At 36.0% G+C, this 14,085-nt stretch carries 13 protein-coding genes; 4 read left to right on the forward strand and 9 right to left on the reverse strand.

All coding sequences use genetic code 11. The features are described 5' to 3' along the window. Window positions 1-369: 369 nt before the first annotated feature. From ispD to RFW85_RS01685, 3 genes are all read right to left on the reverse strand, one after another. Entirely contained in the window at window positions 370-1,086 is a 717-nt protein-coding gene (gene ispD / locus RFW85_RS01675; RefSeq protein ID WP_170248758.1) for a 2-C-methyl-D-erythritol 4-phosphate cytidylyltransferase, read from the reverse strand. Further along, window positions 1,052-1,441, reverse strand: coding sequence for a cell division protein FtsB (gene ftsB, locus RFW85_RS01680; RefSeq protein ID WP_170248757.1), 390 nt, complete (start codon window positions 1,439-1,441; stop codon window positions 1,052-1,054). Before ftsB ends, ispD begins: the two co-directional genes overlap by 35 nt. A 277-nt stretch (window positions 1,442-1,718) precedes the next feature. Then, window positions 1,719-3,914: a TonB-dependent siderophore receptor gene (locus tag RFW85_RS01685; protein WP_328704628.1), complete on the reverse strand. Its 2,196-nt coding sequence runs from the start codon at window positions 3,912-3,914 to the stop codon at window positions 1,719-1,721. Window positions 3,915-4,287: 373 nt separating this feature from the next. On the opposite strand from RFW85_RS01685, the gene RFW85_RS01690 reads away from it, so the two are divergent. Together RFW85_RS01690 and RFW85_RS01695 are read left to right on the forward strand one after the other, a co-directional pair. Further along, window positions 4,288-4,968 (forward strand): hypothetical protein, encoded by a 681-nt coding sequence (locus RFW85_RS01690; protein WP_170248756.1) that lies wholly within the window; start codon window positions 4,288-4,290, stop codon window positions 4,966-4,968. 347 nt (window positions 4,969-5,315) lie between these two features. Next, window positions 5,316-5,993 carry a DUF421 domain-containing protein gene (locus RFW85_RS01695; RefSeq protein WP_170248755.1) on the forward strand — a complete coding sequence of 226 codons (678 nt, stop codon included), beginning with the start codon at window positions 5,316-5,318 and terminating at the stop codon, window positions 5,991-5,993. 82 nt (window positions 5,994-6,075) lie between these two features. Here RFW85_RS01695 and eno read toward each other — a convergent pair whose 3' ends face one another. The 3 genes from eno to RFW85_RS01710 form a co-directional block, all read right to left on the reverse strand. After that, window positions 6,076-7,365, reverse strand: a complete 1,290-nt coding sequence (gene eno / locus RFW85_RS01700) for a phosphopyruvate hydratase (protein ID WP_170248754.1) — start codon at window positions 7,363-7,365, stop codon at window positions 6,076-6,078. 63 nt (window positions 7,366-7,428) lie between these two features. Continuing rightward, window positions 7,429-8,286, reverse strand: a complete 858-nt coding sequence (gene kdsA / locus RFW85_RS01705; protein ID WP_017400378.1) for a 3-deoxy-8-phosphooctulonate synthase — start codon at window positions 8,284-8,286, stop codon at window positions 7,429-7,431. 30 nt (window positions 8,287-8,316) lie between these two features. Next, the gene (locus RFW85_RS01710) at window positions 8,317-9,954 is read right to left on the reverse strand and encodes a CTP synthase (RefSeq protein WP_002121060.1); all 1,638 of its coding nucleotides are present in this window, start codon (window positions 9,952-9,954) and stop codon (window positions 8,317-8,319) included. A gap of 223 nt (window positions 9,955-10,177) precedes the next feature. Here RFW85_RS01710 and RFW85_RS01715 point away from each other — a divergent pair, with 223 nt between their 5' ends. Together RFW85_RS01715 and RFW85_RS01720 are read left to right on the forward strand one after the other, a co-directional pair. Beyond that, window positions 10,178-10,633, forward strand: a complete 456-nt coding sequence (locus tag RFW85_RS01715; RefSeq protein ID WP_170248753.1) for an internalin — start codon at window positions 10,178-10,180, stop codon at window positions 10,631-10,633. 241 nt (window positions 10,634-10,874) lie between these two features. Continuing rightward, complete coding sequence (locus RFW85_RS01720; protein WP_309171079.1) at window positions 10,875-11,720, forward strand: metal-dependent hydrolase; 846 nt, start codon at window positions 10,875-10,877, stop codon at window positions 11,718-11,720. 63 nt (window positions 11,721-11,783) lie between these two features. On the opposite strand, the gene RFW85_RS01725 is transcribed toward RFW85_RS01720, so the two are convergent. The 3 genes from RFW85_RS01725 to RFW85_RS01735 are packed head-to-tail and all read right to left on the reverse strand — an operon-like array spanning window position 11,784 to window position 14,060. Next, complete coding sequence (locus tag RFW85_RS01725; protein ID WP_170248752.1) at window positions 11,784-12,878, reverse strand: YheT family hydrolase; 1,095 nt, start codon at window positions 12,876-12,878, stop codon at window positions 11,784-11,786. 19 nt (window positions 12,879-12,897) lie between these two features. Further along, complete coding sequence (locus tag RFW85_RS01730) at window positions 12,898-13,614, reverse strand: SGNH/GDSL hydrolase family protein (RefSeq protein WP_170248751.1); 717 nt, start codon at window positions 13,612-13,614, stop codon at window positions 12,898-12,900. A gap of 38 nt (window positions 13,615-13,652) precedes the next feature. Beyond that, window positions 13,653-14,060: a nuclear transport factor 2 family protein gene (locus RFW85_RS01735; protein ID WP_170248750.1), complete on the reverse strand. Its 408-nt coding sequence runs from the start codon at window positions 14,058-14,060 to the stop codon at window positions 13,653-13,655. Window positions 14,061-14,085: the final 25 nt, after the last annotated feature.

Raw genomic sequence — 14,085 nt, forward strand, 5'->3', positions numbered from 1 at the left:
GGACTTACTTTTGTCAATCATTAGACAACTCCATTGTGCTCATTGAAGAAGAGATAGGTAAGAGAGTTAGGCACACTGAGGCGAGAAGAATAGATAAATATTTCACTCAATCCCGAGTGTTTCCCTTAGATTTCCCTTTTAAACATTTTTGATAATTTTCGTATTTTGATCTAGTAAGCTACATACAGTTTTGTTCGGTATAAATATATTTTGCTCGATGATCGAACATTATCTAAGTAAATTACTCAACTAATCTTATAGATTTGAGGTGTAAAAAACATTAATTCTTATAAATAGATATGTAGAAATGAAATGTTTACTTAGGCTATTTTTCAAATAAAACTACAAATATTATTATGTATATCTATCTTAAGACTGTGATTGTAAAATTAAACGTGCAAGTTCTAAATCATCAGGATAAGTAATTTTAATATTATCAGAACGCCCCATCACAACCTGCACAGTTTCACCCATATATTCGAGTGCGCTTGCCTCGTCGGTAATAGCAATGTTATTTTCTAAAGCGTATTCAATTGCTTTTTTGAGCTTCCCAATTTTAGAAATTTGAGGCGTTTGAGCCTGCCATAATGAATCCCGACTTACCGTTTTATTAATATGATTATTTGCCTCAACCTGTTTTAGCGTATCACGAACAGGAATCGCTAAAATAGCACTATGATTTGATTTAATTGCTTGTTCAACAAGGGTATTTAAACATTCAATTGTTACACAAGGCCGAGCTGCATCATGCACAAGTACCCAATCATTTTCATTAGCAAAAGTTAAAAGATGATTTAAAGCATTTAATACCGAATGGACTCGTTCAGCCCCACCTATACAAAAATGCGCCTTATCTATATTTTGAAATGCGAGCGTCTGAGCAAAGGTATCTTGGGTACCAATTGCCAGAACATAACCATTTAATGGAAGCTGGCTTATGCGTCGAACAGTATGTTCTAAAACAGTCGTATTCTGAATATATTGATACTGTTTCAATTCAGTTTTAGAAAATCGACTTCCTGAACCTGCAGCTGGAATAACTGCCCATAATTTAGTCTGGGATATCTGGGGATGCAGGTGTCTCATTCGTTTCCAAATCAACTTTAACGTTCGGGTCAATATAAATAGGCTTGTAATGGGTACTAATTGTACTCATTTGAACAAATGTCTCGTGTGGTTTAACCAAACCAAGATCAAGGCGAGCATGTTCTTCTATTGCTTCTGTACCATTTTTCAGGTCAAAAACCTCTGCTGCCAAAATACGGTTTCGTTCTTTAAGCTCTTCATTTACTTCAGCTTGTTGCTGAATTTGTTGCATGAGAGCTTGATGAGGGAGATAGCCACCCTCACCTAACCAAAATTGATATTGCAGTATGGCTACCAAAACAATAACCAGTAGTAATATCAGTTTGCTTGAAGTGGATCGAAATACTTCTAACATATCATTAAGATTTTTAATTAAAAACTTTTGTTAAGAGATTGTATTGTATAGTAATTAAGAAGTAGCATGCGAAATTCCTGCAAAAATTTAAGCAAAATTATTAATGGGCATATTACTTTAATTGACCATTGTGACATGTTTCATTTTGTCAAAAATGAATGGAATTTGAAAGGGAAATAATATTTATAAGTACAACTGCTTATAAATCAATCTACGCACAAAAAAGCCCTCTTTTAAGGGCTTTTATAAATCGGTTACTTATATGAGTATGTCTGTATCAAAAATTATAACGAACACTCAGCGTTGCATTTCTCGGTGTTCCCCAATTCATTGAGTTTTCACCAATACCTTCGTAATACTTCTCATCAAAAATATTATCGATATTAAATTGAAGTTTAATATTTTTATCTACTTGATAGCCAAACATCGCACTTGCTAAAACATAAGCATCTTGCTCAATACGAGAGCTTCCACTACCCGTATAGTATTTACTCTTATAATTTAAGCCAAGTCCTGCACTCCACTGATTAAGTTTGTACTTAACAAATAAATTTGAAGTTGTTCGAGAGTTTGTCGTATTAACCTTCGTACCCTTTGCATCTTTTGCTTCAAAATTAGCAATACCAAAATTAACCGCCCAGTTATCGTTAATTTCCCCATCAGCTTCAAACTCAAAGCCTTTACTTTCAACACCATCTACAGCACGGTAAGCTTGCTCTGTAGTTTGTGTACCATTACGGACAATAAATACTCCAGGTATCGATTCAGCAAAATTAGATTGTTCTATTCGAAATACTGACAATGCTGTATTTAAATGCCCCCCAAACCACTCACTCTTTAAGCCAGCCTCATAACTCTTACCTTTAATCGGGTCAATATATTGATCATTTATATCTTTACGATCTTGAGGTTTGAAAATTTCTGTATAACTCGCATAGACAGAATGATCTTGGGCAAAATCATAAATAGCGCCAATATATGGTGCTAATTCATTGTTAAATTCACGGTTACCTTTGTCATTTTCAGATTTATATTTCCAGTTAGATAAACGCGCACCAGCAATAATTTTCAAAGGGTCCAGAATTTGAAATTTTCCAGCAATATATGCCGCAGTTTGTGTGGTTTCATTCAGCGCATTTTTGCCGTTTAAAACAACAGGCTGAAGCAACTCTTGAGCTATATCATTATAGTTAAGCGGATCACCTAAATATTTTTCAATGTCTTGGTTTTTGTTAGATCCACCAAAAAGATCTTTGGTCTTTTCATTCTTATTCCAAGATCCGCCAATAATGATTTCTTGTTGGCGATTAAAAAGTGTAAGTGGGGCATTAATAAAAACATCAATATTGTTTTCTTCACTGGCAGCTTTTGCGCCATATACAGAAACATAATCAGTTTTATTCTCCGAATTATCATTTGGATTTTCTAATGGACTGGTGTTGGTTGCCTTGTCTACTCTTCCAGCTGTATATAACAACATAGAGTCCGTATCTTCTTTGCGGAAGGTATAAGCAACATTTAAATTAACGTCACTAAATAAATTCTGTTTTAAGTTCGCAAACACTGCCCTTGTATTCACATCCCAGTAAGTCCAAGGTGCACTTACTGTTAAGCTTCTAGAAAAATTGGTACGGGTCCCATCAGTATAAAAAGCTGGTGTACCACCCCAGCGGATACCATCACGATGCAATTCTTGATATGTAGCTCCAAGCGACATACTTGTTTTATCGCTCAGATCATAATCAAGAGCGCCATAAAATACATTCCGTTCTTTCTCATAAAAATCCATAAATGAATTTTCATCAGAATGCTTCACAAACATACGTCCACGCAATGAACCATCAGCATTAAGCGGTGCAGAAATATCTGCCGAACTACTCCAAGAGTTCCATGAGCCTAATGATGTACTGACATTACCACTAAGTTCTCTTGAGTTTGCATGTTTACGAATCATGTTCAGCGCCATCGCTGGATTTCCCGCACCTGTGGTTAGACCATTAGCACCTTTCACCACCTCAACGCGATCATAAATATCTAAATCAAGGTCTCCTGTACCTAAATTAATCGTGCTCGGTATTCCATCTATTAAGTAATAATCTACCTCAAAACCACGTGCATAAACTTTCTGACGCTCATCAGTACGTGAGGTCGAAACACCCGTAATATTGTTCATTAAATCTTGAAAAGAATCGATTTTACGATCATCTAAATATTCACGGGTTAAAACCTTCACCGACTGCGGTGTTTCACGAAGAGATAAATTTAATTTTGTAGAAGTATTTGTGCTTTTTGCTGTATAGCTGCCCGAACCTTCGGTAACAGTGGAATTTTCTTGTTCTGCTTGTACTCTTATCGTTTCTAAGGTGGCTGTTCCATTTTTCTCATCTGCATAACCAACTGAAGGAACAGTTAAAGCCATAGCAAATGCTAAAGGATGAGCTCTAAATGCTTTTCTAAAGGGCGAAGTGTACATAAGAAAATTCCATAATAATTAATGTGCTGTGCGAGATTCCTTACCCTTTTACTACTTTGTTCCTTATTACAAAGCAGCAAAAGTCGGCACAAAAATTAACATAAATGATAGTTATTATCAATAATATATTAATAATTATTCCTATTTGTTTAAATTAAATTATCAATGGTTCTAATCACTTATATATTTTCACTCTCTTCAAACCTTGTTTGGTCATCACATCTTTTAAATTTATTGCTCTTTCAATTAGCCAATAAAATGTTATGCAATAGTTTTATGATTAACTCAAAAAATAACAAACTAAACAGTATTTTCTTTTATATTTTATTATTCTTCCAAAATCTCATCATAGAGAATAAAGGTAAAAGTTGTAGTGCATAAAGTTTTAGCATTTTCTTTAGTAAGCTTAGGTTTGAGCGCTTGTAATAATCATACTGATGATAGTCCATCAAAAATAATTAATGTGGAGGACTCCCAAAAAACAAATAGACCTATTAATACCTATACATATGAATTTAATGACATTATTTATAAATTAAATACTGAACAAGACCAAATAACAGCCCATATAAAATTAAAACGTTTATTAAAAAAGATGCCATCTAACGATAACAACTTAAACATTTTAAAAACTAAACGTAAAATACTTGTACATTTAGGTTGTCTTAATGAAGCTTATCGCGTTACCGAAAAAATACTAACTAAATCAGAAAATTCAAAATTACAAGAGATGCAATGTATTTTCTTAAGTAAAATGAAGAAAGATGCTCATGAAATAAAAGCATGTTATGAAAAAACCGCGAATAGTTATTTAAATGAGATAAATTTAATTCCCAAAGCTGCTTTGCGATATCAATATACTTTATGGGGACATTATGCAGCAATGTTCCATGCTGGTCATATAGAATATAAAGATAAACTCCAAGAAGTTATTGATTATCACAACATTGAAGATCACAAAAAAACATATCAACAAATGTATAAAAATGTTATGGATCCTCAAGTTTTTCAAAAACGTCTAGATGAGATTCCTTATACTCCTGATTGTCATTAAACTATTTTTTTAAATCTTAATATCAGTTATTTTTATAGCTTGCATCCTTATTAAATCTAATCTACCTAATAAGAATGTTCTTGTTGATATATCTTTTAATATTTCCTTCCCTTTGGGAATAGCATCACCTCTTAATAGATCTATTTTTGAATAGTACAGGACATAATTAGACTAACAATATTAAGTTTATTCACACAGAATTAGTTGCGAATAAAATTTATAAAAAGTCACATATGCTTCACTCTTTTAACCAATAACTACCTAAAAAGTATATTTTTTTATTTTCTAATTTGTTAAGAATTTTATAAGGATTTCTCTCAATATTTTAATAAGGAGAAAGGTGAAAAATGGATTTTATTAATATATTTATAGGTGATACCACCTGGAACTTTGTTTTAGAAGTTTTAGTTCGATGTACCGTGATGTTTATCATCATTATTAGTTTTTTAAGATTATCTGGTAAACGAGGTGTACGTCAGCTCTCCCTTTTTGAACTCGCAATCATTTTATGTTTGGGGTCAGCAGCTGGCGATCCGATGTTTACTGAGGATATACCTATTGCACATGCCTTTGTTGTGTTTATCGTTATTCTTTTTCTTTATCGATTTGCTACATGGAGCATGGTAAAGCATAAAAAAATTGAAGATTTACTTGAAGGAAAAGCGCTTTGTATTGTTAAGGATGGTCTTATAGTCTACAAAGATTTCCAAAAACAATCATATTCTCATGATGAGTTTTTCTCAGAAATGCGGCAACAACATGTTGAGCATCTTGGACAAGTGAGAACAGCTTTATTAGAGTCTGATGGTATTCTTAGTCTGCTTTATTTTGAAGATGAGGACGTAAAATGGGGCCTACCATTATTCCCTGACGCTTACCGCAGAGCCAATGTACTTAAACTTAATACTTTTTATTCATGTATGAAATGTGGTGAAACTAAAATTTTAAATAAAATCGACCAAGAATGTAGCCGATGTCAACATCACCGTTGGGCTGAGTCTTTAAAAACACGCCGATTAGGATAATAGAAAAGGTGCTATTTCCTACTAAAAACAGAAAATAGCACCTTAAAATGTTAAAAAATTAATTTTAACTTTTATTTAAAGATTAGTTTAAACCTTTAAACTCAGCTTTACCACGGTAAGCAGCTTTAGTCATTTCTTCAATACGAAGTAATTGGTTGTACTTAGACACACGGTCAGAACGGCAAAGTGAACCGGTCTTGATTTGACCAGCTGCTGTACCTACTGCTAAGTCAGCAATTGTTGAATCTTCCGTTTCACCAGAACGGTGAGAAATAACAGTCGAATAACCATTTGCTTTAGCAAGATAAATTGCGTCTAAAGTTTCAGTCAAAGTACCGATCTGGTTGTATTTGATTAAGATTGAGTTACCAACTTTTTCATCAATACCACGTTGTAAAATCTTAGGATTAGTTACGAACAAGTCATCACCAACCAATTGGATTTTATCACCAAGGATTGAAGTCAAGTAGCTCCAGCCTTCCCAATCAGACTCATCTAAACCATCTTCGATTGAGATAATTGGATATTGATTTACAAGACCAGCTAAATAATCTGCAAACTGATGGCTTGTAAATGCACGGTTGCCTTCGCCTTCTAAAACGTATTGACCGTTTTTGTAGAATTCTGAAGATGCGCAGTCTAACGCAAGCATCATGTCTGAACCAGCTTTGTAACCAGTCAATTCAATTGCTTGTAAAATGATTTGAATTGCTTCTTCGTTAGAACGTAAGTTAGGAGCAAAACCACCTTCATCACCCACAGCAGTATTCAAACCTTGTTTCTTTAAAACTGATTTTAAAGAATGGAATACTTCAGCACCAGCACGTAAAGCTTCAGCAAATGAAGTGAAACCTACAGGCTCAATCATGAACTCTTGAATATCAACAGTGTTGTCCGCATGCTCACCACCATTTAAGATGTTCATCATCGGTACAGGCATTGTCAAAATTGTTTGACCACGAAGATCTGCGATGTATTGGAAAAGAGGAAGTTTCTTTTCTTCAGCAGCAGCGCGCGCAGCAGCCAATGACACAGCTAAAGTTGCGTTAGCACCTAATTTTTCTTTGTTTTCAGTACCGTCAAGCGCGATCATTGTGTTATCAATGTCTTTTTGCTCAAAAACTGATTTACCCAACAAAGCATCACGAATCAATGTATTAACGTTGTTAACTGCTGTACGAACGCCTTTACCTAAGTAACGCGATTTATCACCGTCACGTAGTTCTAAAGCTTCACGAGAACCAGTTGAAGCACCAGATGGTGCACATGCACGACCAACAACCCCAGATTCTAAAATTACGTCTGCTTCGATGGTTGGGTTACCACGAGAGTCCAAAATTTCACGTGCACGAATGTCAACGATTTGGCTCATGAACAATTCCTCTTTGAATGAATATGAGCTGCGGTTAAAGCAGCGTAAGGGTTATAAAACAACTCAATGGGTGTCTAACTTTTTGAATCCTTTAACTAAAGTATCCAATTCTTTTATTTGTGCCAAAAATGGTTCAAGTTGGGACATACGTAATGCACAAGGTCCATCGCATTTTGCATGTTCTGGGTCTGGGTGTCCTTCCAAGAACAATCCAGCCAAACCAGTTGCCATTCCAGCGCGTGCTAAAGTTGTAATTTGAGCACGACGACCACCTGCTGAGTCAGCACGACCACCAGGGGTTTGTAACGCATGTGTCACGTCAAAGAAAACTGGCACATTCATTTCTTTCATTGTGTCAAAGCCAAGCATATCTACAACAAGATTGTTATAACCAAATGCTGAACCACGTTCACAAAGAATAAGTTTGTCGTTTCCTGCTTCTAAACATTTATGCAGGATATGACGCATTTCATGAGGTGCTAAAAACTGGGCTTTCTTAATATTAATAATAGCCTGTGTTTTTGCCATCGCCTCTACAAGATCAGTTTGACGACTTAAGAAAGCGGGTAATTGAATAATATCGGCTACTTCTGCGACCGGTGCAGCCTGATATGGCTCATGCACATCAGTAATGATAGGAACATTAAAATGTTTTTTAATATCACCTAACCATTCAATACCTTTTTCAAGTCCAGGACCACGGAATGAATGTAGACTAGAACGATTTGCTTTATCGAAACTCGCTTTAAATACATAAGGAATATCTAAGCGTTTGCAAATATCAACATACGTTTCTGCAATTTCAAAAGCTAAATCTTTTGATTCAAGTACGTTCATTCCGCCAAATAATACAAATGGCAAATGATTTGCCATTTGTATATCGCCTAAACGTACAACTTCTTGTGGTTTTAATTGTGACATTTAAACTTTCCCAGTTTATTTAAAATCGCATTATTTACTTTTTTGATGCTGTGTTTTTGCAGCGTCAATAAAACTAGCAAATAATGGATGTCCATCACGTGGTGAACTTGTAAATTCCGGGTGGAATTGTACAGCAATAAACCAAGGATGTTCAGGAATTTCTACAGTTTCAACTAAATGTTGTGCTGAAGAGTAACCTGAAATCTTCATACCAGCTTGTTCAATCGACTCGATGAAACGGTTATTCATTTCATAACGGTGACGATGACGCTCAGTGATTTCAGCTTTACCGTAGACTTCACGTGTTTTTGTGCCTTCAACCAATTCAGATTTTTGAGCACCTAAACGCATAGTTCCACCTAAGTCAGACTCAAGGCTGCGTTGTTGTAATTCACCACGCTCATCTAACCATTCAGTAATTAAACCAATGAGTGGATATTTTGTAGAGCGGTTAAATTCTGTAGAAGAAGCTTCTGGCATACCTGCAACATGGCGAGCGTATTCAATAACAGCCAATTGCATGCCTAAACAAATACCCAAGAATGGGATTTTGTTTTCACGTGCGTATTGAATAGCTTTCATTTTGCCTTCAGTACCACGTTCACCAAAACCACCTGGAACTAAAATTGCATCAGCTGTACTTAAAATAGATACGTCTTGGCTTTCAAGTTCTTCAGCGTTGACATAATCGATTTGTACTTTTACGCGATTTTTAATACCTGCGTGTAATAACGCTTCATTCACAGACTTGTAAGCATCTGGTAATTCAACATATTTACCAACCATAGCTACACGTAAAGTGTATTCAGGATTTAGTAATGCTTCGACTACATTGTCCCAATCTTCCAGGTTTGCTTCTGGAAGATCATTAAATCCAAAACGCTCACAGATCAAGTCATCAACGTTTTGTTCATAGAATGTACGTGGAATTTGATAAATCGTTTTCGCATCTTTACATACCACTACAGCACGCGCTTCTACGTTAGTGAACAATGCAATTTTGCGTTTAGTGTCAACATCCACATCATATTCAGTACGGCAGATAAGAATATCTGGCTGAATACCAATCGAAAGCAACTCTTTTACAGAGTGTTGAGTTGGTTTTGTTTTAAGCTCTGCTGCAGATTTGATATATGGCAACAAAGTTAAATGCATAAGCATGGTTCTTTTATGACCAAGCTCAACCATTAACTGACGAACTGACTCCATAAATGGAAGTGATTCAATATCACCTACCGTACCGCCAATTTCTACGATAGCAACATCGTAGCCTTCACCTGCGCGAAGTACGCGTTCTTTAATGTTGTCAGTAATATGAGGAATAACTTGAACCGTACCACCAAGGTAGTCACCACGACGTTCTTTATTTAGAACGTCCTGATATACACGACCACTGGTAAAGTTATTAAGTTTGGTCATTTTCGCACGACGTAAGAAACGTTCGTAATAACCCAAGTCTAGATCAGTTTCGGCACCATCCTCTGTGACAAAAACTTCACCATGTTGGAAAGGGCTCATTGTCCCTGGATCGACATTAATGTAGGGATCCATTTTAACCATTGTGACTTTTAAGCCACGGGCTTCCAAAAGTGCAGCAACTGAAGCAGCAGAAATACCTTTACCTAGCGATGAAACTACACCACCAGTGACAAAAATAAAATGGGTCATTAAGTTTCTCGTACAATCAAGCCGAAATCGGCCTACAATGTTTGGCAATTTTACTGTACTCTGCCCCTATAAAGCAAAGTCAAACCGCATCAATTCAAAGATCATTAAACAACTGGCTATTCTATCAGCATTTTTAATAAAAATTTAGGTCAATCTCACATGATTTTTTCATTCTCTTTTGCTGTTATAATGCCAGTTCCTCAATTAAATGTTGTTTAGGACAATGGCAAATAAAAAACTTTTAATCTGTGCTGCAATTGCTGCTGGACTATTGTTAACCGCATGTGTCAAAAAAGAAACACCTAAAGAAGAAGAGCAAGAAAAGGTTGAAACTGCTGTTTCAGAACCTGCACCTGCTGAACCTGCAAAATTTGAGTCTCTAGAAAGTGTTCAAACTGAAGAAGCTCAAACTCAGGAACCAACGCAAGTTGAGGTGCATCACGAAGAAACAGCAAATACGACAACTGAAATTCGCCGTGAAACTCGCCCTACCCAAGCTGAGCAAAATTCACAAACAAATGTTTCTGAGCAACCTAAAGCAGAACCAAAGCCAAAACCTGAACCTAAGCCTGAGCCAAAAGCAGAGCCAAAACCATCTAAGCCAGCTGAACCAGCTCAAAGTGAAGATGATGCTGTTGCTGCTGCAATTGCGGCTGCCACTCCAGCGCTTAAAAACTAAGTTCGTATGCGAATATGCCCAAATTGAACCATCAGTTTGGGCTTTTTAAATATTATTTAAGTTATCAACACAATAATAAGTTTTACTTTTCTTGCTATTTATCTTTAAAGTTTGCCCAGTTATCAATTAAGGACAATCTACTTTTTCTGCCAAAAAAAGCATTGACGATAGATATAGGGCGATGTAGTTTTTGATCAAGTTCCTTTTTGGAACTTTAATTAAAAGAAGATTGGAGCCTAGAATGAATACAGTATCAAATCGTGTCCCCGCCTCATTTCCAGTCCGTCATATGGACTATAATTTTGAAAACGTACCTCGCTACTGGTGTAATAACGAGCCTACTTTTACACATTATTTTACTGGTTTATCAACATTATTCCCTGAAGGTGAATCATATTTTGTTCGCTCTGTTCGAGCTTTACGCGCCAAAGCAAAGTCGAATGAAATTTTAGATCGGGAAATCAGTGCTTTTATTGGCCAAGAAGCAATGCACTCTAAAGAACATCATGCTTTTCATGTAAGTGCACAGCAATATGGTTTAGATCCTCAATCTTTAGAAAAAGTAACTGGCATCGTTTTAAAAGCTATTGAAAAAGTTTTTAGTAAGAAATGGAATTTGCTTGTAACAGTAGGTCTAGAACACTACACCGCAGTACTTGTGGTTAGTATGATGCAATCTGTTAATGAATTGATGACGGACTCAACTATTCGCAATTTATGGCTATGGCATAGTATTGAAGAAACTGAACATAAAGCTGTGGCCTTTGATCTCTATCAACATTTATATGGTAGTGGCTTAAGCGCATACCTTCCTCGCATTACAGTCTTTACTTTAAGTCTATTTTTGATTACTGGTTTTTCAACAATTTATCAATTCGTTCTTATGAAACGGGATCATCAACTCTTAAATTTCAAATCATGGCGTAAGTTCTTTAGTTTTGCGAATAAACAATATAGAACATTGATCCCTCAATTTTTTGATTATTATCGATTTGACTTTCATCCCAACCAAACAGATGAAAAAGACCTCGTAGCTAGCACAAAAATCAAAATTGGACTAAAAGATCCCAAATTGCTTTTATCTTGATCTAATGAAATTATAAAGCCCATCTGTTGAATGGGCTTTATTTAACATATTGCAAAGTTACCGTTATTGCTTATGTTCGACCAAAAAATAATTTGATATTAATTTGGCCGCCCACGAGGTACTTTTCCAGCCTTCGTAGAAGCCACAATGACTTCCTTTTTTTGTGGTGATTACCGCAATGTTACTCATTTGCTGAATCGTTTCTTTGTAAGGCTCCAAATTTTTAATAGAACAGACTGGATCATCCTCAGCATTAAGAATCATTAATGGTATTTTTACATTCTCAAATACATAAATTGGATTAATGGCTTGGCAATAACTTTGATAATCCTCAAAGCCAGCCATTTCAAAATATTCTTTCTCAAATTCTTCCAGACTTGTCGTTGCAAGAACCTTTTCTAAAGAAGCAATCTGGTTCCAAGTACTTTGATAAGGATGAATAAAATACTTGAATAACTTTTTGGTCATCATTTTGCTATAAAACGGATGAACATTTTTAAAGCCAATCTCTGTGTTATAGCCTGGACACATTGCAAAAGCAGCTTTAAATGGCGTGTCAGTACCTTGCTCTCCTAAGTAGCGAACCAGTAGTCCTGTTCCAGCAGAGGAACCTACAGCGTATAAATCCGATTTAGGAAACAAATTTTGAATATGCTCAAGTTGCTCTTTAAGATCGCTTGTTGACCCAAAAAGAGAAATCTGTGGTACAGGCATAGGTAAGCCAGCATGCCCACGGCGTAAGCATAAAGCTATTCTCCATCCTGTATAGTGATGTATATCTTTCACAAGTTCACGCATACTTTCAGGGGTCCCTGTAATGGTATGCATAATGACAACTGTTGGAGTATCTGGAGGAAGATCATAGCCATACCACGCGATCGCAGTTACGCCCCCATCTTTCATGGTGAGCTGATCAATACGATCATATTCAAGCTTAATGGTTTTTTTTCTAATAATATCAAAATACAAAAGATGAACGTGATTGTTGCTCAACCACGGTGTGGGCCGATATTTTTGCTTGAGCTGGGGCAATTTCTCAAGAATATCTTTTATTTTCCCATTTGGGTCATAATAGATTTTTGGCTGTTCAGCACCTAATACCGAATCGAACAATTCTGAACCGAAAGCTTTAATTTTATTTAAAGTAGATATGCCCATTTTCAATCACTACCTCTGATTATGAGTTAAATGATTGCCGCACTAAGGCTGCAACCTGTTGTCCCCCAATTGCATAAATTTCTTTACTCGGATGAAAGCCATCACTTGCCATAGGCAGATTCATCGCTTGAAAATGCTCAATATCATATTGAATGAATCTAAATTGGTTTTGTGATTGTAACCATTTATCTAATGTCTGATTCATTTGTTCCGCATATTTTCCAAACAACCAAGCCAATGGATTTGGTAACACTGGAAAATGCTGCATTGGCGGAACACCAGAAACAATAATGAGCTTAGGCTGAAAACGTGCCTGTATGTATTGAAATAATTGTTTTTGTTGTTTTATCCATGAACTTGCTGAGGTTAGTTTCGTGACATCATTAACACCAATCGACGTAACCACCACATCGTAATTTTGCTGCTCTAAATGCTGTACTGCTTGAAAAACCTGCTTAGTTGTATCACCTGTTTTTGCATGCAGTTTCCAGCGTATCGAATATTGATCTTGCAACTCAGAAATAATCGCACCCGATAAAGCATCTTTTTGGGTTTCTACCCCAACACCTGCTGCGGCAGAATCTCCTAAAATAAGTAATGATAGAGGTCTTCCCTTACCAACGATGCCTTGTCTCTCACCACTGGCTTCTAGCAAGCGTGGTGTATTCTTACGAACCTTTGTTCCCTGTACAAACAGTACTGGAAGCAATGCTAGAGTTGAAAGCTTTAACCACATTTTATTGATCTCTATCTTACTTAGGCTATTTACTAAAATTATTGAGGTTGAAACTTAGCAATTCTTATACCCATTTGTTCAGCCAATGCAGCTAAGCCACTCATTGGACGAATCATTACTTCAAAATCAATAATTTTGCCTTGTTCATTAAAACGAATCATATCGATACCTTTTAGTGATTTACCACTGACATTGGCACTGAACTCAAGCACTACACTTTCACCGTCTTCTGTGTAGAACTCACGATGATAGGTAAAGTCTTCGAACACCTGAATCACGTTGGTAAGAATGAAGAAAACGACCTGCTTTCCTTCATAGGGTTTGTAAGCAACTGGTGAGCGAAAAACTACTTCATCTGCCAACAAATCATTTAGATCGGATAAGTTACCAGCCTGAACCATTTCATGCCATTTTTCTAAAGACTGTTTTGTTGTTTCGAGTGTCATTGTTTTTTATATCCTATAATTTAAC

Origin of the sequence: Acinetobacter sp. 12966 (assembly GCF_031196995.1) — a bacterium.
In the GTDB taxonomy this organism is placed as follows: domain Bacteria; phylum Pseudomonadota; class Gammaproteobacteria; order Pseudomonadales; family Moraxellaceae; genus Acinetobacter; species Acinetobacter geminorum.